The sequence below is a fragment of the Brevundimonas sp. NIBR11 genome, assembly GCF_027912535.1.
GTDB lineage: Bacteria > Pseudomonadota > Alphaproteobacteria > Caulobacterales > Caulobacteraceae > Brevundimonas.
Genome location: NZ_CP115465.1, coordinates 939,954 through 959,394, shown reverse-complemented (window position 1 = coordinate 959,394; position 19,441 = coordinate 939,954). Strand labels below are relative to the sequence as shown.

General features: G+C 69.0%; 19 protein-coding genes. 13 read left to right on the top strand and 6 right to left on the bottom strand.

All coding sequences use genetic code 11. The features are described 5' to 3' along the window. Positions 1-45: 45 nt before the first annotated feature. Positions 46-654, top strand: coding sequence for a nitroreductase (locus O5O43_RS04575; protein WP_271085734.1), 609 nt, complete (start codon positions 46-48; stop codon positions 652-654). Here O5O43_RS04575 and O5O43_RS04570 read toward each other — a convergent pair. From O5O43_RS04570 to O5O43_RS04560, 3 genes are all read right to left on the bottom strand, one after another. After that, entirely contained in the window at positions 651-1,364 is a 714-nt protein-coding gene (locus O5O43_RS04570) for a class I SAM-dependent methyltransferase (protein WP_271085733.1), read from the bottom strand. The two genes, O5O43_RS04575 and O5O43_RS04570, sit on opposite strands and share 4 nt — an antisense overlap. Further along, positions 1,361-2,218, bottom strand: a complete 858-nt coding sequence (locus O5O43_RS04565; RefSeq protein ID WP_271085732.1) for a DUF817 domain-containing protein — start codon at positions 2,216-2,218, stop codon at positions 1,361-1,363. Before O5O43_RS04565 ends, O5O43_RS04570 begins: the two co-directional genes overlap by 4 nt. Positions 2,219-2,284: 66 nt before the next feature. Further along, on the bottom strand, positions 2,285-3,166 hold the full coding sequence (locus O5O43_RS04560) for an AraC family transcriptional regulator (RefSeq protein ID WP_271085731.1): 882 nt from the start codon (positions 3,164-3,166) through the stop codon (positions 2,285-2,287). 142 nt (positions 3,167-3,308) lie between these two features. On the opposite strand from O5O43_RS04560, the gene O5O43_RS04555 reads away from it, so the two are divergent. From O5O43_RS04555 to O5O43_RS04540, 4 genes are all read left to right on the top strand, one after another. Further along, positions 3,309-4,190: an oxidoreductase gene (locus O5O43_RS04555; protein ID WP_271085730.1), complete on the top strand. Its 882-nt coding sequence runs from the start codon at positions 3,309-3,311 to the stop codon at positions 4,188-4,190. Positions 4,191-4,265: 75 nt separating this feature from the next. Continuing rightward, entirely contained in the window at positions 4,266-4,616 is a 351-nt protein-coding gene (locus O5O43_RS04550) for a hypothetical protein (protein ID WP_271085729.1), read from the top strand. A gap of 102 nt (positions 4,617-4,718) precedes the next feature. Then, complete coding sequence (locus tag O5O43_RS04545) at positions 4,719-5,867, top strand: efflux RND transporter periplasmic adaptor subunit (RefSeq protein ID WP_271085728.1); 1,149 nt, start codon at positions 4,719-4,721, stop codon at positions 5,865-5,867. A 2-nt stretch (positions 5,868-5,869) separates the two neighbouring features. Next, positions 5,870-9,025 carry a CusA/CzcA family heavy metal efflux RND transporter gene (locus O5O43_RS04540; RefSeq protein WP_271085727.1) on the top strand — a complete coding sequence of 1,052 codons (3,156 nt, stop codon included), beginning with the start codon at positions 5,870-5,872 and terminating at the stop codon, positions 9,023-9,025. Positions 9,026-9,031: 6 nt separating this feature from the next. Here the strand turns inward: O5O43_RS04540 and queF are convergent, their stop codons facing one another. Then, the gene (gene queF / locus O5O43_RS04535) at positions 9,032-9,493 is read right to left on the bottom strand and encodes a preQ(1) synthase (RefSeq protein WP_271085726.1); all 462 of its coding nucleotides are present in this window, start codon (positions 9,491-9,493) and stop codon (positions 9,032-9,034) included. 330 nt (positions 9,494-9,823) lie between these two features. Here queF and O5O43_RS04530 point away from each other — a divergent pair, with 330 nt between their 5' ends. Both O5O43_RS04530 and O5O43_RS04525 read left to right on the top strand, forming a co-directional pair. After that, on the top strand, positions 9,824-10,756 hold the full coding sequence (locus O5O43_RS04530; protein ID WP_271085725.1) for a nitronate monooxygenase family protein: 933 nt from the start codon (positions 9,824-9,826) through the stop codon (positions 10,754-10,756). An 11-nt stretch (positions 10,757-10,767) separates the two neighbouring features. Beyond that, the gene (locus tag O5O43_RS04525; RefSeq protein WP_271085724.1) at positions 10,768-11,457 is read left to right on the top strand and encodes a TorF family putative porin; all 690 of its coding nucleotides are present in this window, start codon (positions 10,768-10,770) and stop codon (positions 11,455-11,457) included. 3 nt (positions 11,458-11,460) lie between these two features. Here the strand turns inward: O5O43_RS04525 and O5O43_RS04520 are convergent, their stop codons facing one another. Together O5O43_RS04520 and O5O43_RS04515 are read right to left on the bottom strand one after the other, a co-directional pair. Beyond that, complete coding sequence (locus O5O43_RS04520; protein WP_271085723.1) at positions 11,461-12,639, bottom strand: PLP-dependent aspartate aminotransferase family protein; 1,179 nt, start codon at positions 12,637-12,639, stop codon at positions 11,461-11,463. Between the two features lie 4 nt (positions 12,640-12,643). Next, entirely contained in the window at positions 12,644-14,047 is a 1,404-nt protein-coding gene (locus tag O5O43_RS04515; RefSeq protein ID WP_271085722.1) for a cystathionine beta-synthase, read from the bottom strand. A 113-nt stretch (positions 14,048-14,160) separates the two neighbouring features. Between O5O43_RS04515 and O5O43_RS04510 the strand changes: the two genes are divergently transcribed. The 6 genes from O5O43_RS04510 to O5O43_RS04485 all read left to right on the top strand — a co-directional run bounded on the left by O5O43_RS04510 (position 14,161) and on the right by O5O43_RS04485 (position 19,356). After that, positions 14,161-14,421, top strand: coding sequence for a type II toxin-antitoxin system Phd/YefM family antitoxin (locus tag O5O43_RS04510; RefSeq protein WP_271085721.1), 261 nt, complete (start codon positions 14,161-14,163; stop codon positions 14,419-14,421). Then, positions 14,418-14,870, top strand: a complete 453-nt coding sequence (locus tag O5O43_RS04505) for a type II toxin-antitoxin system VapC family toxin (RefSeq protein WP_271085720.1) — start codon at positions 14,418-14,420, stop codon at positions 14,868-14,870. The genes O5O43_RS04510 and O5O43_RS04505 overlap by 4 nt, the downstream gene beginning before the upstream one ends. Then, positions 14,871-17,195, top strand: coding sequence for a ribonuclease R (gene rnr / locus O5O43_RS04500; protein WP_271085719.1), 2,325 nt, complete (start codon positions 14,871-14,873; stop codon positions 17,193-17,195). It begins immediately after the preceding gene. A 192-nt stretch (positions 17,196-17,387) separates the two neighbouring features. Next, positions 17,388-18,104 carry an NUDIX hydrolase gene (locus O5O43_RS04495; protein WP_271085718.1) on the top strand — a complete coding sequence of 239 codons (717 nt, stop codon included), beginning with the start codon at positions 17,388-17,390 and terminating at the stop codon, positions 18,102-18,104. Beyond that, positions 18,097-18,498, top strand: a complete 402-nt coding sequence (locus tag O5O43_RS04490; RefSeq protein ID WP_271085717.1) for a DUF5990 family protein — start codon at positions 18,097-18,099, stop codon at positions 18,496-18,498. Before O5O43_RS04495 ends, O5O43_RS04490 begins: the two co-directional genes overlap by 8 nt. 75 nt (positions 18,499-18,573) lie before the next feature. Then, on the top strand, positions 18,574-19,356 hold the full coding sequence (locus O5O43_RS04485; protein WP_271085716.1) for a hypothetical protein: 783 nt from the start codon (positions 18,574-18,576) through the stop codon (positions 19,354-19,356). The last annotated feature ends 85 nt before the right edge of the window (positions 19,357-19,441 follow it).

Here is a 19,441-nt window from a genome sequence, read left to right as displayed (position 1 = left end):
CCGCCGCATATGGCGCCGCAGAGGTCGAACGCCTAGCTACGGCGTATGACCCTGCCCCCGCCCGTCGACCTCGGCGCCCCTCTGCCCTCGCCCGTTCCGTCCGCCGAACTTGTGAACCGGCTGGCTGTGCGCCGTTCCGCTCCGGCCCAGGGCCTGACGGCGCCCGGGCCCGACGCGGCCCAGATGGCCGAAATTCTCACGCTCGCCGCCCGCTCGCCGGATCACGGCAAGATGACCCCCTGGCGGTTCGTCGTCATGGGTCCGCAGAGCCGTGCAGAGATCGCCGACCGTCTGCGGACCATGGCCGTACAAAAGGGCCTGCCCAGCAAGGCCCAGGCCGTGCTGGCCAAGCTCGTCGCCTCGCCCGTCTGCGTCCTCGTCGTCTCGACCGCCGCCCCGGGCGCCAAGCCTGTGTGGGAACAGGAGCTGTCGGCCGGCGCCGTCTGCATGAACCTGGAGCACGCGGCCTCGGCCTTCGGTTTCGCCTCCAGCTGGATCACCGACTGGTACAGCTACGACGTCGACGCCCTGCCCCTGTTCGGCGTGACGGAGGGCGAGAAGGTCGCCGGCTTCATCCACCTGGGCACGCCGGCCGAGCCGCTGCTGGAGCGCGACCGGCCGGATGTCGCCGCCTTGACCAGCACCCTTCCCTAGGGCTTCGCCCACTCCATAAGCATGAACCATGGCGCGCGGTCGTAGTGGGCCTGACGCGCCGGGTCGCCGCCATGGGCGCGCGGCTCGTCGAAATGCGTCAGCATGAGCCCCTGATCCAGCAGCAGGGTCATGTAGGTCGACAGCGGCCTGTGCCAGTTCCGGATGCGGATGCCCTTCCACGCGATCCAGTTGGCCTTCTCCTCCAGATAGTGGTCCATCGCATGCGCCCGCCGTCCGTCCGGAAGGGTCGTCCAGCCCAGGTCGTTGGCGTCGCCGGCGGAGTTGTAGCTCGCGAGATTGGCGATCAGCAGCCGCCCGCCCGGAGCCAGCACCCGCGCCATCTCGGCGATCGCGGACCTGACGTCGGGAATGTCGATCAGCGACAGATAGCTGACCACCAGATCGAACGAACCATCCTCGAACCCCAGCGCCTCAGCCGCCTCGGGGCGATAATCGCCGCTGGGATCGAGCCGTCGCGCGTGGTCGACCAGGGCCTCGGTCGAGTCGATCCCGACCGCCTCGATCCCCTCGGCCCTCAGCATGCGACAGAACCGTCCTTCGCCACATCCGACGTCGAGAGCGCGCCTGTAGGGTCTCAGCCGCACCCGCTGCAGCATCGGCGCATCCATCACCCAGCGCCGACCGAAGTCGCCCTCCTCGCCCTGCGATGCGACCCAGGCGTCTGCCGATTCCGTCCATCCGTCGCTCATCGCGGCTCCTCCTCCGGGCGATGGACGATCGAGACCATCACCACCGAAATGATCATCAGCAGATACCAGCTGCCCAGCTTGGCCAGCGACACCATCTCCCATCGGTGCTCCTGCGCCGGATAGGCCCAGGCGCGACCCAGGGTGCCCAGGTTCTCCGCGAACCAGATGAACAGCGCGACCAGGAAATAGCCGAGCAACAGGGGCATCCTCAGCCGCATCCGGTCCGCCGTGAACCAAAACCACCCTCGCCCGAACAGCAGGGCCGCAGCCACGAACAATCCGAGCCGAATGTCCGGCAGCCAGTGGTGGACGAAGAAGTTGACGTAGATCGCCGCCGCCAGCGCCCAGGTCGTCCAGATCGGCGGATAGCCGCGCACCCGGATGTGGAAGATCCGCTGCACCCGCGCGATGTAAGACCCCACTGCCGCATACATGAAGCCCGAGAACAGCGGCACCGCCCCGATCCTGAGCACGCTGTCCTCCGGATAGACCCACGACCCGTGCGCCGTCTTGAACAGCTCCATGATCGTCCCGGCGATATGGAACAGCAGGATCACCCGCGCCTCGGCCCAGGTCTCCAGCTTCAGGCACAGCATGGCCGCCTGGATCAGGACCGCCCCGACCACGAGGAAGTCGTATCGCGAGATCGGACTATCGTCGGGCCACAGCAGGAAGGTGGCGAGGATCAGCCCCAGCATCGCTCCGCCGAACAGGCAGGCGTAGGCCTGCTTCAGCCCGAACCACAGGAATTCCAGCAGCGCCCGCCGCCACGCCGACGGCGCGGCCCAGGCGTCCGCCGCCGCCAGCGCGCGACGACCCCAGGCTTCGAGCGGCAGACGAGACGGAGCGATCATGACACCAGCCTAGATCGCGCCGCCGAACCGCGCATGAGCGATTCCTGAGCTTTCGGCGAAATCGCCCTAGAGCACGGCCGCGGCCATGGGCTCGGCCCGCAGCCGCTGCAGGTCCCGCCCCGGCGGCTGGCCGAATTGACGGCTGTATTCGCGGCTGAACTGGCTCGGGCTGTCATAGCCGACGGCGAATCCAACCCCCGCGATGTCGTGGCCGTCCGACAGCAGCCGATTTCGCGCCTCCTGCAGCCGCACCTGCTTCTGGTACTGGAGCGGGCTCATCGAGGTCACCGCCTTGAAATGCCTGTGCAGCGAGGTCTCGCTCATCCCCGCCAGTTCGGCCAGGTCCTCGATCCGCACCGGCTCGGCATAGCGCTCGCGAAGCTGGCGGATCACCCGCTGCACCCGCCCTAGCCGGCCGTCCTTGGCCCCGATCTGGCGTACCATGGCGCCGTTCTCCCCGACCAGCAGCCGCCAGACGATCTCCCTCCGGATCATCGGCGCCAGCACCGGGATGTCGGCGGGTCGGTCCAGCAGCGCGACCAGGCGGCCGACAGCGTCGAGCAGACCCTCGTCCATTCGGCTGACCGCTAGGGCCGGGGCGGCCGCCTCGTCGACGCCATCGCCGGCCTCCTGCATCAGTTCGGTGATCACCGCCGGGTCCAGAGCGATTCCGACCGCCGCATAGGGCGCCTCCAGGACCTGTCCCGAAACCGGCAGATCGGCCGAGACCACCAGATAGTCGCCCGCATGATAGTCGAACGTCCGGCTGCCCAGCGTCGTCCGCTTGGCCCCGGCCAGGATGACGCACAGCATCGGCTCGTAGACAATCTGCTGCGCCGGGGTGACCGTCTCGGCGGTGATCAGCATGGCGTCCGGCCCGCCCACCGTCATCGCGGTCGCGCCCGCGTGCCGGCGGATGATCTCGGAGAGTTCGTGCAAGCGGTCCATGGGGATACTCAACGCCTCACAACGCACTCAGGCAAGCGGAACCCGACGGCTTGGCAGGATCGTGCAAGAGACTGGCGCCATCCGTCTACGCCCCGATCGGGCCGGGGCGCATACAGCGGTCCTCATCCAGAGGAGCCATCTCATGACCACCACTCCCCGCACCTGGTTCATCACCGGCGCCGCTCGCGGCCTCGGCACGGCCATCGCACAGGCCGCCCTGAACGCCGGCGACCGCATCGTCGTCGCCGGCCGCAACCGCGACGCCCTGGTCAAGGTCTTCGGCGAAGACAGCGACCGCGTCCTGTCCCTGACGCTCGACGTCTCCGACCTGACCGCGGCCCAGCCCGCCGTCGACGTGGCCCTTGAACGCTTCGGCCGCATCGATGTGCTGGTGAACAACGCCGGCTACGGCAACCTCAGCCTGTTCGAGGAATCCACCGCCGCCGACGTTCAGGCCCAGTACGACACCAATGTCTTCGGCCTCATGGCCGTGACCCGCGCCGTCCTGCCGTCGATGCGGGCCAACCGCTCGGGCCGAATCTTCAACGTCTCGTCCATCGGCGGCATCGCCGGCGGCGAGAGCGGGACCCTGTACTGCGCCTCCAAATTCGCGGTCGAGGGCTTCTCGGAGAGCCTCGCCCAGGAGGTCGCCCGCTTCGGCATCCAGGTGACCATCGTCGAGCCCGGCTTCTTCCGCACCGACTTCCTGGAGCCGACCTCGGTCAAGCATGGGTCGCAGCCCATCGCCGACTATGCCGAGGCCGCCGAAGCGCTGAAGACCTTCTACGACGGCCGCAGCCGCAATCAGGCGGGCGATCCGGCCAAGCTCGGCCTCGCCCTTGTCGCCCTGACCAACGCGCCGCAGCAGCCCGTCCGCTGGGCCGCCGGGTCGGACGGCTTCAAGATCGTCCAGTCGAAGATCGACAGCCTGCAGGCCGAGCTCGACGCCTGGAAGGACCTGACCCTGTCGACCGACGGGGACTTCGACTTCCGCCCCGAGATCGCCACCGGCGCCTGGGCCTGACCGGCATGCGCGGCGAAGGGTCGCCCTTCGCCGCGCCTCATGGCGGTTTGTGCGAACCGTGATAAGGCGACGGCGATGCTTCGCCTCCTGCGCAAGATGATCGCCCGCATGAGCCTGGCCGGCGCCCTGCTGCTGAGCCTGGCCTTCGCCGCGCCCGCCTTCGCGGTCGAAATCTGCATCGATACCGACTGTGCCGCCTCGACGCGCACCGCCTTCGAGGTCGCCCCCGACAACGGCGCGCCCTGCCCCGACTGCGGCCCGGCCTGCGCCAACGGATGCTGCCACGCCCAGCATGCGGCGACCGCGCCGGACGTGTTCGCGCCGTCTCCCACCCGCCTTGCCACGCGCACGGCCGAGCTCTGGATGCATGAGGCGGCCCCGCCTCTGGCCCGGCCCGCCGGACCCGAACGCCCTCCACGCCTCTGATCCTCGACCGGGTCCGATCCCGGTCCGTGCAGAACCTCGCGCGGCCTCGCTGTCGCGCGTCCTGAACTCTGTGCCCGGTCATGCGCCGGGCGAGGATCCGATATGCAATCGCAGAAACACTGGCTGATGACCGGCGCCGCCGTCTTCGCCGCCCTGGGCGTGGGCTTCGGCGCCGCCCAGCTGATGAACCGCCCCGCCCCCGAGGCCGCCCACGCGGAAGAGGCCCATTCCGACGGGGAAGGCGAAGCGGCCGTCGTCGCCCTGTCCCCAGCCGAGGCCGCCGAGGCCGGCGTCACCCTCGTCGCCCTTCAACGCGGCGGCGGGTCGGAGCTGAAGTTACCCGGTCGCGTCGACTTCGCGCCGGGCGCCGAGGCCGCCGTCGACGCACCCCTTGGCGGCGCCGTCACCCGCGTCCATGTCGGCCTCGGGGACAGCGTCTCGGCGGGTTCGCCCCTCGTCACGGTCCGAAGCCCCGACGGCGCCGCCTCCCGCGCGGAGGCGGACGCCGCATCCGCCTCCGCCGACGCCGCCCGCGCGGCCGTGGATCGCGACCGCCGCCTGTTTGATCAAGGCTGGGTCTCACAGGCCCGGCTGGACATCACGGCCGCTGAGGCCCGCCGCGCCGAGGCCCAGCTTCGCGCCGCCCGCGCCCGTGTCGGCGCCTTCGGGACGCCCGGCTCGGACGGCCTGACCGTGGTCCGCAGCCCGATCGCCGGCGTCGTCACCCGCATCAGCGCCGCTCCCGGCCAAGTCCTGCACGAGGAGGCGCTCCAGGTCGCGGCCGTCGCCGATCCGGGCCGCGTCGAACTGGTCTTTGAAGCCCCGCCCTCGGCCGCCGCCCTCATCCGCATCGGCGACCGGCTGGAAAGCACGCTGGCCGGTTCCAGCGCCGTCTCCGGCGTCGTCACCGCCATCGCTCCCGCCAACGAGGCCGGCGTCGTCATCGTCCGCGCCCGCCCTGACGGAACCGTCCCGCCCGCCGGCTCCGTCCTCTCCGCTCGCATCACCGCCGGCGCAGGGACCGGCGCCTTCGTCGTCCCGCTCGACGCCGTCCAGACGATCGAGGGCGTCCCGTCCGTCTTCGTCGCCGAGGCCAGCGGCTTCCGCGCCCGCCCCGTCGTCACCGGCCGCACCTCCGACGGCCGCATCGAGATCGTCTCGGGCCTCGACGGATCCGAACGCATCGCCGGCGCCGGCGCCTTCCTGCTCAAGGCCGAACTGGCCAAGGGCGAAGCCGAGCACGGTCACTGATCATGCTGGACCGCATCATCGACGCCTCCGTACGTTTCCGCTGGCTCGTCGTGGGCCTCGCCGTCGTCCTCGCCGTCCTCGGCGGGCGGGAACTTCTGCGCCTGCCCATCGACGCCGTCCCCGACATCACCAACCGACAGGTCCAGATCACCACCGTCGCCCCCGCCCTGGGGCCGGAGGAGGTCGAGCGCCAGGTCACCTTCCCGCTGGAGACCGAACTGGCCGGCCTGCCCGGCCTGATCGAGACCCGCTCCCTGTCGCGCCACGGCTTCTCCCAGATCACGGCCGTCTTCACCGACGCCACCGACATCTATTTCGCCCGCACCCTCGTCAACGAACGGCTCCAGGCCGCGCGCGAGGACCTGCCCGAGGGCCTGTCGCCCTCCATGGGCCCGGTCGTGACGGGCCTCGGCGAGGTCTACATCTGGACGTTGGACTTCACCGGCCCGGCCGCCCGTTCCGGCGTCGCCTATGTCACGCCCGAGGGCGAGCGCCTCGTCACCGATCCGGAGAAGGCCACCTATCTCCGCACGGTTCAGGACTGGATCGTCGCGCCCCAGCTCAAGACCGTGCCGGGCGTCGCCGGCGTCGACGTGCTGGGCGGGTACGTCAAGGAATACGCCGTCCACCCCGACCCCGGCCGCCTCGCCGCCTACGGCGTCGGCCTGGTGCAACTGGTCGAGGCGCTGGAGCACGCCAACCGCATCGCCGGCGCCGGCTACGTCAACCGCGCGGGCGAGGCCTATATCGTCCGCGCCGACGCCCGTCTGAAGAGCCTCGACGACCTCGCCCAGACCCCGATCCTCAACCGCGGCGGGCAGGTCATTCGCGTCTCCGACGTCGCCGTGGTCGAGATCGGCCGCGCCCCTCGCCTCGGCTCCGCCAGCGCCGACGGCCGCGAGACCGTGATCGGCACCGCCCTGATGCTCCAGGGCGAGAACTCCCGCGAGGTCGCCCGCCGCGTCGGCCAACGCCTTGAAGAGATCAAATCGAGCCTGCCGCCCGGCGTCGCCCTCCGACCCGAACTGGACCGCACCGACCTCGTCGAAGCGACCATCGCCACGGTCGAGCACAACCTCGCCCTCGGCGCCCTTCTGGTCATCGCGGTGCTGTTCTTCGCCCTCGGCAACGTCCGGGCGGCGGTGATCACGGCCCTGGTCATCCCCTTGAGCTTCCTGTTCGCAGCCTCGGCGATGAACCGCTTCGGCATCAGCGCCAACCTCCTCAGCCTCGGCGCGCTCGACTTCGGCCTGATCGTCGACGGGGCCGTGGTGGTGATCGAGAACACCCTGCGTCGCCTCGGCCTCGCCCGGCACGAGGCAGGCCGCCCCCTGACCGTCGCCGAGCGCCTGTCCATCGCCGCCGCCTCGGCGCGCGAAATGGCCCGTCCCGCCGCCTTCGGTCAGGCCATCATCCTGCTCGTCTACGCCCCCCTCCTCATGTTCGAAGGCGTGGAGGGCAAGATGTTCGGCCCCATGGCCGCGACCGTCATGCTGGCCCTTTTGGCCGCCTTCGTCCTCAGCTTCACCTTCGTCCCGGCCATGGCCGCTCTGATCGTGAAGGAACCGAAGGCCGACCATGAGGAGACCCAGCTGACCCGCGCGGCCAAGGCCCGCTACGCCCCCCTGCTGCGCACTGCCATCGACCGTCCCCGCGCGGTCCTGATCGGCGCCGGCGTCGCCCTTCTGGCCGGCGTTATCGCCTTCGCCACCCTGGGCCGCGAGTTCGTGCCCCAGCTCGACGAGGGCGACGTCCTGGTCCAGGCCCTGCGCGTCCCCTCGACCTCGCTCGAACAGAGCCAGGCCATGCAGTTCCGCGTCGAGACCACCCTGAAGGCCATGCCGGAGGTCGAACGCGTCTTCACCCGCACCGGCACGGCCGAGGTGGCGTCCGACCCCATGCCGCCGTCCATCTCCGACACCTTCGTCATGCTGAAGGACCGTAAGGACTGGCCGGACCCGGGCGAACCCAAGGCCGCCGTCGTCGAGCGGATGGAGGAAGGCCTCTCCCGTCTGCTCGGTAACAACTACGAGTTCACTCAGCCGATCGAGATGCGGTTCAACGAACTGATCGCCGGGGTCCGGTCCGACGTCGCGGTCATGATCTACGGCGACGACTTCCCCGCGATGGAGCGGACGGCGCAACAGGTCGCGACGATTCTGAACGGCATCGACGGCTCGGCCGACGTCCGCGTCGAACAGGTCTCGGGTCAGCCGACCATCACGGCCACCGTCGACCGCACGGCGGCGGCGGCTCAAGGGGTTCACGCCTCTGACGCCGCCGACGCCTTGGCCATCGCCCTGGCCGGTCGGTCCGCCGGTCAGGTCAACGAAGGCGACCGGCGCTTCGACGTCGTCGTCCGCCTCGGCGACGAGTTCCGCAACGATCCGACCATCATGGAACAGTTGCCGGTCATGCCCGAGAACGCTCAGGCCGGCGCCCCAACCGTCTCCCTGTCGTCGGTCGCCCGCTTCGACGTCGCTGAAGGGCCGAACCAGATCAGCCGCTCGGACGGCAAGCGCCGCATGATTGTCCAGGCCAACGTCCGCGGCCGCGACCTCGGCAGCTTCGTCGCCGAGGCGCAGAGCAGAGTCGCCGCCGAGGTCACGCCTCCGCCCTCCGGCTGGATCGACTGGGGCGGCCAGTTCGAGAACCTCCAGCGCGCCTCCGCTCGCCTCGGCTTGATCGTCCCGATCGTCTTTTTGACTATCGGCGGCCTCCTGTGGATGGCGCTCCGCTCGTGGAAGGACGCGGCCATGGTCTTCGCCGGCGTCCCCCTCGCCCTCGTCGGCGGGGTCCTGGCGCTCGCGGCCCGAGGCATGCCCCTGTCGATCTCGGCGGCGGTCGGCTTCATCGCCGTCTCGGGCGTCGCCACCCTGAACGGCCTCGTCCTGATGCAGGCCATCCGTGAACGCACCGCCGCCGGCGCCTCGCCGTCCGACGCCGCCTTCGAGGGCGCGGTCTCACGCCTGCGCGCCATCATGACGACGGCGCTCGTGGCGGTCCTCGGCTTCGTCCCCATGGCCTTCGCCTCGGGCGCCGGCGCGGAGGTCCAGAAACCCCTCGCCACCGTCGTCATCGGCGGCCTGACGACCGCGACGATCCTGACCCTCTTCGTCCTGCCGACGCTGGTCAGCCTGGTCGGGAGGAGACGCTAGGGAGGCTCAGCCCCGTCCGCGATAGGTCGGCACGCCCTGGTCGGGCAACCACAGACCTTCCGGCGGGGCCCCTGTCTGCCAGAACACGTCGATCGGAATGCCGCCGCGCGGATACCAGTAACCGCCGATCCTCAGCCATTTCGGCTGCAACAGGTCGGCCAGCCGCTTGCCGATGGCCACGGTGCAGTCCTCGTGGAAGGCGCCGTGGTTCCTGAACGCGGTCAGGTACATCTTCAGCGACTTGGACTCGACCAGCCAGTCGCCCGGCGCATAGTCGATGACGATGTGGGCGAAGTCCGGCTGGCCCGTCACCGGGCACAGCGACGTGAACTCCGGCGCCGTGAACCGGGCCAGATAGAGGGTGTCGTTGTGCGGATTGGGAACCCGCTCCAGCACCGCCTCTTCGGGTGATGCGGGCTGGACGATATGCTGGCCGAGCTGGCTCAGGCCGGAGGTGTCTGTGGTCATCGCGGGGATTTAGCGCCTCCGCCTGCGCAGCGAAAGGCGCGGCGCCAGTGGGCCTCGGCCTCCGCCCGACGCAGCCTCGCGACGATCTGCACGTCAGGCCGGTCAGGCGCGGTCGGGTGTGGACTCGAGTCCAAGGATCTTCGACAGACAGAGGGGAGATGAATCAATGATCTGCCGGGCTTTCCTGCTGCGACGTCTCGGATCTGGACTCTCTGGACTCGGCTCTCCCTGAGTCCAAGCCACGGGCGCCCGCCGGCCATTTGCATTCCGCAGCGACACCCCGCTATGCGTAGCCAAACGAAACGTCCCCAGAGAGACACAGGAATCGCCATGGCCATCCCCGCCTCCCTCCAGAAGGGCCTCAAGCTGCCGGTCATCGAGGCGCCGATGTTCCTCGTCTCCGGCCCGGACCTGGTGGTCGAGTGCTGCAACGCAGGGGTGATCGGCACCTTCCCCTCGCTGAACGCCCGCACGACCGAGGGCTATCGGGAGTGGCTGATCGACATCAAGTCGCGCCTGAGGCCCGACGCCGCCGCCTTTGGGGTCAACCACATCGTCCACCCGACCAACCCGCGCCTGATGGCCGACGTCATGGTCTCGGTGGAGCAGCAGGTCCCCCTGATCATCACCTCCCTGGGCGCCGTGCGCGACGTCGTCGATGCGGTTCACGGCTACGGCGGCGTGGTCTTCCACGACATCGCCAACGTCCGCCACGCGAAGAAGGCCGCCGAATCCGGCGTCGACGGCCTGATCCTGGTCGCCAACGGCGCCGGCGGTCACGCCGGCATCATCAACCCCTTCGCCCTGGTCAATGAGGTGCGCGAGTTCTTCAAGGGCACGATCATCCTGTCCGGCTGCCTGTCGAACGGCGGCGACGTAGCGGCCGCCCTGATGATGGGGGCCGATTTCGCCTACATGGGCACCCGCTTCATCAACACGACCGAGGCCATGGCCCCAGACGGCTACAAGGACATGATCATCGACAGTGGCGCGACCGACATCGTCCACACCCCGGCCGTCTCGGGCATCCCCGCCAACTTCATGACCAAGTCGCTCGAGGCCAACGGCATCGACCCGAAGGCCCTGCCCGAACACAAGCTCGACATGGGCGACGAGGCCAAAGCCTGGAAGACGGTCTGGTCCGCCGGACAGGGCGCGGGCACGATCCACGACGTTCTGCCGGCCGCCCAGCTGGTCCAGCGCCTCCGCGACGAATATGCGCAGGCCACGGATGAATTCGCCAAGAAGGTCGGCGTCGCCTAAACCGTGGCCGGATGATCCGTCCGCTTAGCCTCGCCGCCCTCGCCCTCGTCGTCCTGACGCCGACCCTCGCCCAGGCCCAGACGTCGGGCGACTGGTCTTTCGCCCTCGGCGCCACCACCGACAACCGGTCCAAGGACGCATCGAAATCGGCGGGCGATCCTTCGATTTCCGGCCTGGCCGAGTGGTCGACCGCCGACGGCCTGTTCTACGCCGGCCCCGCATTCGAGACGATCCGGTCCTCGACCGGATCCGATCTGGAGGTGTCCCTGCTCGCCGGGGTGCGTCCGGAAGTCATGGGCTTCGAGGTCGATCTGAACGTCGAGCACAAATGGCTGGTGGACGCTGCCCCCGGCTCGGACGACGCGAGCTGGGAGTTCACGGCCAATGTCTCGCGCGACATCGGACCGCTCGGGACCCGGCTTCAGGTTCAGCATTCGCCGGACGGCTCGGGAACGACCAAGGCCTGGACCTGGGTCGAGGGCCGCATGGGCTGGGACTTCACCGACCGGCTGGAAGGCACGGTCGCCGTGGGTCGCCGTGAACAGGACGCCGCGCCGGACTACACCGGCTGGAACGCGGGCCTGCGCTACGCCCTGACCCCGTCGCTCGACGTCGACGTCCGTTATCACGACACCGACGCCGACGCATCGAATCCCCAGTACGCCAAGGCCCTGGTCGCCAGCGTCACGACCTACTTCTGAGGGCTAGCTCAGCGCCTGCTCCAGGTCGGCGATCAGGTCGTCTAGATCCTCGACCCCGACCGACAGCCGGATCAGGTTTTCGGTCACCCCGCCGGCCTCGCGCACCTCTTTCGGCACGGAAGCGTGGGTCATGATGGCCGGGTGGTTCACCAGGCTTTCGACCCCGCCCAGCGATTCCGCCAGGGTGAAGACCTGCACCCGCTCCAGCACCTGTTTGGTGCGCGACAGGTCGCCGTCGATGAAGACCGTGACCATGCCGCCATACCGGCCGTTCATCTGGTGTGTGGCCAGTTCGTGCTGCGGGTGGCTGATCAGGCCGGGATAGAGAACCTTGGCCACCCCGCCGCTCGGCTTGCCGATGCGCGCCTCAAGCCAGCGCGCTATGGCCAGCGCATTCTCGTTGTGCGCCTTCATGCGCAGGCCCAGCGTCTTGAGACCCCGGTTGGCCAGGAAGGCGTCGAACGGCCCCATGACCCCGCCAATGGAGTTCTGAAGGAACTTCAGCTCCCTGGCGATCTCTTCGGAGCCCGCCACCAGAACTCCGCCGATGATGTCGGAATGGCCGTTCAGGTATTTGGTCGCTGAATGCATGACCACGTCGGCGCCCAGCTTCAGCGGCTGTTGGCTCCACGGCGTGGCGAAGGTGTTGTCCACCACCAGCAGCAGACCGTGCCGCTTCGCGATCCCCGACAGGCCGGCGATATCCGCCAGCTTCATCAGGGGATTGGTGGGCGTCTCGGCCCAGATCATCCTGGTCTTCGGCGTGATCGCCGCCTCGACGGCGCTCAGATCCGCCATGTCGACATAGGCGAAGTCCAGCCCCATCGACCGGCGCCGCACCCGCTCAAACAGCCGCCACGATCCGCCGTAGAGGTCGTCCCCGGTGACGATGTGCGACCCGGCGTCCAGCAGTTCCAGCGCCGTCGAGGTCGCCGCCATGCCCGAGCCGAAGCCGAAAGCCTGAACCCCGCCCTCCAGATCGTTGATGCAGGCCTCGAAGGCCTCGCGCGTCGGGTTCTTGCCCCGGGCGTACTCATAGCCCTTGTTCACGCCCGGGCTTTCTTGGGCGTAGGTCGAGGTGGCGTAGATCGGAGTCATGACCGCACCCGTCGTCGGGTCCGGCCGCTGGCCGGCATGGATGGCTCGGGTCGAGAAACCCTGGCTGTTCTTCAGGTCTGCCATGGATTTACCGATTCAGGCTGAGGTGGTTGATCAGGTCGACGCGGGCGATCAGCCCGACGAAGGTCTCGCCGTCCAGCACGATCGCCACCCGGTCGCGGTCGAATAGGGGGATCAGGGCGTCCAGCGGCTCCGTCACCTGGACCGTGTCCAGATCGCGCGTCATGGCCGAGGACACCGGCTTGGCGAACCGCTCCTTACGGGTGATCTCGTCGGTGTTCATGATGTGGACGATGTCGCTCTCGTCCAGAATGCCGACCAGACGGCCGTCTTGGATGATCGGCAGCTGCGAGACATCGGCCCCACGCATCCGCTTGAAGGCGGTGTCCAGCGTGTCCTCCGGCCCCGCCGTAACCACGTCGCCCTTGGCGTATTTCCGCGTGATCAGGTCCGACAGGTCGCCATGGATCTCGCGCTCGCCCAGACCCTGATCGGCCAGCCAGGCGTCGTTGTAAACCTTGGACAGATACTTGGCCCCGGTGTCGCAGACGAAGGTCACGACCCGCTTCGGCTCGGTCTGCTCGCGGCACCAGCGCAGGGCCGCCGCGATCAGCGTCCCCGACGACGACCCGGCCAGAATGCCTTCCTTCAGCAGCAGTTCGCGCACCGTCGCCACCGCCTCGGCGTCCGGAATGGAATAGGCCTTGTCGATCAGGCTCATGTCCGCCGTCTCGGGCACGAAATTCTGGCCGATCCCCTCGACGGTGTAGGAGCCTTCCGGCCCCGGCACGCCCTCGTTGACGATTCCCGCCAGCACCGACCCGACCGGATCGGCCAGGATGATCTCGGTCTTCGCTCCGATGCTCTTCAAATACTGGGCGACGCCCGTGATCGTGCCGCCCGAGCCGATCCCGGCCACATAAGCGTCGACGTCATGGCCCATCTGTTCCCAGATTTCCGGCCCCGTCGTCTTCACATGGGCTTCGGAGTTGGCATGGTTCGCGAACTGGTTGACGAAGAACCCGCCCGGAATCTGCTGCGCCAGCCGCTCGGCCATGTCGGTGTAGTACTCAGGGTGACCGTGCGCGACGTCCGACCGCGTCAGGCGCACATCAGCGCCCATGGCCCGCAGATGCTGGATTTTTTCCTTGGACATCTTGTCCGGGATGACCAGCAACACCTTATATCCCTTGGCCTGCCCCACCAGCGTCAGCGCTAGGCCCGTGTTGCCGGCCGTCGCCTCGACGATGGTGCCGCCGGGCTTCAACCACCCTTCCCGCTCCGCCGCCTCGATCATCGAGACCGCGATCCGGTCCTTGATCGACCCGCCGGGGTTCTGCGCTTCCAGTTTCAGGAACAGGCGGCAGGGGCCCGTGTCGATCTTCGTCACCTCCACCATCGGCGTCCTGCCGATCAGGTCCAGCAGCGAACCGGTCGGCGCGCTCAGGGTCGGGTGTTGGGACAGGGACATGGGCGTTCGACTCCATCGGATTCGTCTGGCTCCCGATCTAGGTCGTCTGGGTCCGAATTGCGAACCGGGGCAAAAATGGCTATACTTATGGCCAGATTTGGAGAGTTCCGGTCATGGCCAGCTACGGCGTCGCCGAGGCGAAGAACAACTTCACCCACCTGCTCGATCGCGTGCAGGAGGGGGAGCGGATCACCATCACCAAGCACGGCAAGCCGATCGCTGAGTTGTCACGCGTCGCCGTTCCGGCACGTCTGAGCGGCGAGGAGCGACTGGCTTTCATGAAAGAGTTTGCTCGTCGCCGGGATGAGCGACCACCCTTGGGCATGTCCGCCGCCGAACTGGTGCGCGCCATGCGCGACGGAGACCCTGAGTGAGGCTTTGGCTCGACGCCAGCGCGCTGGTCGCCCTGATCACCCGCGAACCGACAAGCCATCAGATCGATGACGTTCTTCAACGGAGCGATCCGCCTCTCGTCAGTGATTTCTGCGTCGCCGAATCCTCCTCGGCCATCGCCCGCCTGGTCCGGATCGGTCACCGGACGCTGGACGAGGCGGATGTTCTGTTCAGAGATCTCGATGTCTGGGTCTCATCCTCATCTGATCGTCTCGCTGTCGATCAGGGAGATATCGAAAAGGCCACCGCCTTCGTCCGCCGCCCTGGCGTCAGCCTCCGCGCTCCGGACGCCATCCACCTCGCTGCGGCCCACCGCCTCGGCGCAACCCTTCTCACGCTCGATCACGGCATGGCGCGCGCCGCCGCCGCATTGGGCGTAGACCATCTCAATCCCGCCGACGCGGATGCGTCCGGCGAACCGAAAGACTGAATGACCAACCAACCCAAGAAACCCGCGGCCGGACTGCCGGATGAAGCCACTTTGCTGGCCTTCCTGCGCGAAGCCGGCTCGGCGGAAAAGGGCGACATCGCCCGACACTTCGGCCTCAAGGGCGAAGACCGCAGACGCCTGCGCGAAATGATCCGGGGCCTCGAGGCCTCCGGCAAGCTCGGCAAGCGCGGCCGCAAGGGCTTCACCGAAGCCGGCGCCCTGCCCCCCGTCGGCGTCGCCGACGTGGTCGAGCGCGACAACGACGGCGACCTCTACGTCCGCCTGGTCGAGGCCTCGGCCGACGCCCCGCGCGCCCTCCTCGTCCCCGACAAGACCAAGACCGCTCCCGGCCTCGGCGCCCGCGTCCTCGCCAAGTTCGAGCATGGCCCGAACGGCTGGGAAGCGCGCCTCATCAAGGTGCTCGATACCGGCACCAACCGCGTCCTCGGTGTCATCAGGAAGTCCAACAAGGAGACCCGCGTCGAGCCCGTCGACCGCCGCTCCAAGGACGTCCTGATCGTCCCCGCCGTCCAGGCGGCCGATCTGCGCGACGGCGACCTGGTGCTGGCATCCATTGAAAAGGGCGATCACCGCTACGGTCCCAAGCGCGGCAAGATCCTGGAGACCATCGGCAAGGAGGACGACCCTCGCGCCGCCTCCCTGATCGCCATCCACACCCACAACGTCCCGATGGGCTTCTCCGAAGCGGTCGAGCAGGAGGCCGAGAATCAGGACCTGCCGACGTTGAAGGGCCGCGACGACCTGCGCGACATTCCCTTCATCACCATCGACCCCGCCGACGCCCGCGACCACGATGACGCCGTCTACGCTCAACGCGACGACGATCCGAAGAACGAGGGCGGCTGGATCGTCTGGGTGGCCATCGCCGACGTCGCCGCCTACGTCCGGCCCGGCACGGCCCTCGACCGCGAAGCCCGCGCCAAGGGCAACTCGACCTACTTCCCCGACCGCGTCGAGCCCATGCTGCCCGAGCGCCTCTCGAACGGTCTGTGCAGCCTGAAGGAAGGCGAGAACCGCGCGACCCTGGCCGTCCGCATGGTCTTCGACAAGGATGGCCGAAAGACGGGCCATCGCTTCCACCGCGGCCTGATGCGCAGCCACGCCAAGCTCAGCTACGAGCAGGCCCAGGCCGCGATCGATGGCCCGGACAAAGGCGGCGGTACCGATGACGCCACCGGTCCGATCATGGACACCATCCTGTATCCGCTGTGGAACGCCTACCACACCATGCTGAAGGGCCGCCTGAAGCGCGCCCCGTTGCAGATCGACTCGGCCGAACGCCGCATCCGCATGTCGCCCGACGGCGGCATCGCCTCGATCGAGAAACGCGTCTCCCTCGAAGCCCACCGGCTGATCGAGGAAATGATGGTCCAGGCCAACGTCTGCGCCGCCGAGACCCTGGAGCAGAAGAAGACCCCGCTCATCTTCCGCGTCCACGAGGCGCCGAGCCAGGAGAAGGTGTTCAACCTCGCCGACTTCCTGTCGACCATCGGCAAGCCGTGGAACAAGGGCGAGGCCCCGACCACCAAGCGGTTCAACAAACTGCTGGACGAGACCCGCGACGGCCCCCACGCCGAGGTGGTCAACGAGGTCGTCCTGCGCAGCCAGATGCAGGCCATCTATTCGCCCGAGAACCTCGGCCACTTCGGCCTGAATCTCGACCGCTACGCCCACTTCACCTCGCCGATCCGGCGCTATTCCGACCTGATCGTGCACCGGGGCCTGATCCGCGCCCTCAACCTCGGCAAGGACGGGCTGACCGACCGCGAGATCGCCGAACTGCCGGCCATCGCCGATCAGGTGACCCAGACCGAGCGCCGCTCTATGGCCGCCGAGCGCGACGCCATGGATCGCTACATCGCCGCCATCCTTTCGGACCGCGTCGGCGCGACCTTCACCGGCCGCATCACCGGCGTGACCCGCTTCGGTCTGTTCGTCCGGCTGGAGGAGACGGGCGCCGATGGTCTCGTTCCCGTGGGCTCGCTGGGCAATGAGTATTTCACCCACGACGACCGCGCCCACGCCCTCGTCGGCGAACGCTCGGGCCAGCGCTACACCCTGGGCCGCATGGTCGAGGTCAAGCTCAAGGAAGCCACGCCCATCACCGGCGGACTCCTCTTCGAGATGCTCTCCGACCCCGAATCCCGCGACCCCAACGCCCCGGCCCCGCGCCTGGGCATGCGCGGACGCGGCGGCGACGGCCCTCCCTCGCGCGGCAAGAATCGTCCCGGCGGTCCGAAGCCTCGCAACGGAAGCAAGCCCTCCGGCGGCCTCAAGGGCGTCCGGAAGGGCAAGCGGCGCTAGATCAGGTCGACAGGCGCCCGGCTCTACGTCCTGAACGCCTCCCAGCGAGAGCTTCTGCTCTCGCTGGGAGGCGGTGGCGAAACGGCAGCCGGCGCCGCGGCCACGGTGGTCCTCGCCGCCGACTGGCGACGCCGGGACCATTCTCGCCGATTTTCGCCCTCATCCCGCACGGCGGAGTGCTAGTCTTTCGCCGTGCCGACTTCCCCGTTCCAGCCCTTCGACGCCGCCCAGGATCTCCGCGACGCTCCGCGCGCCACGGGGCCGCGACAAAGGCCGAAGGACGCCGCCACCTTGATCCTCGTCCGAGACGACAAGAGTCCTGAAGTCCTGATGGGCCGCCGCGCCCCCGGCCACGTCTTCATGGCGTCGAAATGGGTCTTTCCCGGCGGCCGCATCGACCGCGCCGACTTCACCGCAGCCGCCTGCAGCGACCCGGCCGCCGAAACCCGCGCCCGTCTCGAAGCCGAAGTGACCGCCCGTCGCGCCCGCGCCCTGTGCCTGACCGCCGTCCGCGAGACCTTCGAGGAGACCGGCCTGATCCTCGGCCGCGCCGCTCCGCCGGCCTCCGTCGCCGGGCCCTGGCGAGAGTTCCGCAAGGCGGGGGCCCTGCCCGACCTGGCCGCCCTTTCCTATGTCGCCCGCGCCATCACCCCGCCGGGTCGCACGCGGCGCTTCGACGCCCGGTTCTTCATGGCTGACGCCTCCGCCCTGCTGGCGCCCGAGCCCACGGCCGGTTCCGGCGAACTTGACGAGATCGCCTGGCTTCCGCTTGCGGACGCCCGCGCCCTGGACCTGCCCGCCATCACCCGGTTCGTCCTCGGCGAGGTCGCCGAACGCCTCCACGCCCCCGACCGCCCGCTGCCCTTCGTCCGCATGGTGCGCGGCGCCCATGTGGTGAGCCATGATTGAGACCGTCACCCTGCGCCTGACCATCGCCGACCCCGTGCCGGGCCTGCACTACTGGCGCCAGGACGCCAGGAACGCGCCCCACGACATCCGTCTGTCGACCGAGGCGCCCCTGACTTTCGACACGCCGGTCGACCTGCGGCCCGACGGCAAGCTCGGCGGGACCTGGGTCCGTCGCGAGGGCAAGGACCGCCGCTTCGTCTATATCGCCATCGGCGGCGCCATGCCGGGGCTGCCCGTCGTCTCTCGCCGCGCCAAGATCGACGTCCACGACATCCCCGCCGTCTTGTTGAAGCCCGGCGCGGTGATCGCCGTCACCCTGCCCGGTCGCGACAAGGACGGCACGCCCGCCTGCGCCACCGTCCGCCCCCTGACGCCGTGGACAAGCGTCGACTGAATCCGGCCCTGATCCGGCCACGGTCGCTCGTCAGCTTGGCCATGCCGACGGGGAGGTAGCGTGGTCGACGCCAGTATGAGTTTCGCGCGCCCGCATCGCTTCGGGCCGAAGGATCGCCGACGCGCCGCCCTGCTGGCGGGGTCGATCCTGTTCCACCTCGCGGTCATCACCCCCATGGCCATCGGCCTGCTGGGCGGCGATCGCCCCGTCTTCGTCGAGGATCCTGAGCCCCCGATCTTCGTCGAGATGGAGCCCCGCCCCCTGCTCCAGGGCGAGATCGCGCGCGAACCCGCGCCCGCCAGCCTGGCCGCCCGCGAACAGAGCCCTGCGCTGGATGAGGCTCTGCCCACGGTCGCCCGACCCGATACGCGCCGCGAAGAGGACGAGGAGGACCGTCCCACTCCGCCCGTCCCCCGCATAGGCTCCAGCCCCCTGGTCGATCCGCCCCCCGCCTCCGCCGACCCGTGGCAGGTCCGGCCCGAGGGTATGGCGGCCGCCGTCGGCCGCTCCATGCGCACAGGCGCGGGCGGCTGCCGGATGATGGACGGCCGTCTCTCGGCCTCGGAACAACGGCTCTGCGATGACCGCTTCAACGCGGCGGCCGGCGCGGCGGGGCCGCTGGGTCCCCGCACCCTGACGCCTTCGGAACAGCGGCGTGAGGCCCAGTTCGCTCAGGACGGCGCCGCGGCCCTGGCGGCCCACGATTCCCTGCGTGGCGGTCGCGCCGGTCCCGGCATCACCCTGGCCAGCCCGGACTGCCCGGGCGGCAACCTGCGCGGCAGCTGCGCCGGCGCTCACCTGCGCCCAGGTTTCGAGATGACCGACGAACGGCTGCGCAACAACCGCAAGATGGAGTAGCGGATCAGGCCCGCGTCACGGCCCATCCATGGTCCGGACAGAAGGCGTCATGCGCCGTCGCGGCCCGCTCCGTCGCACAGGTATT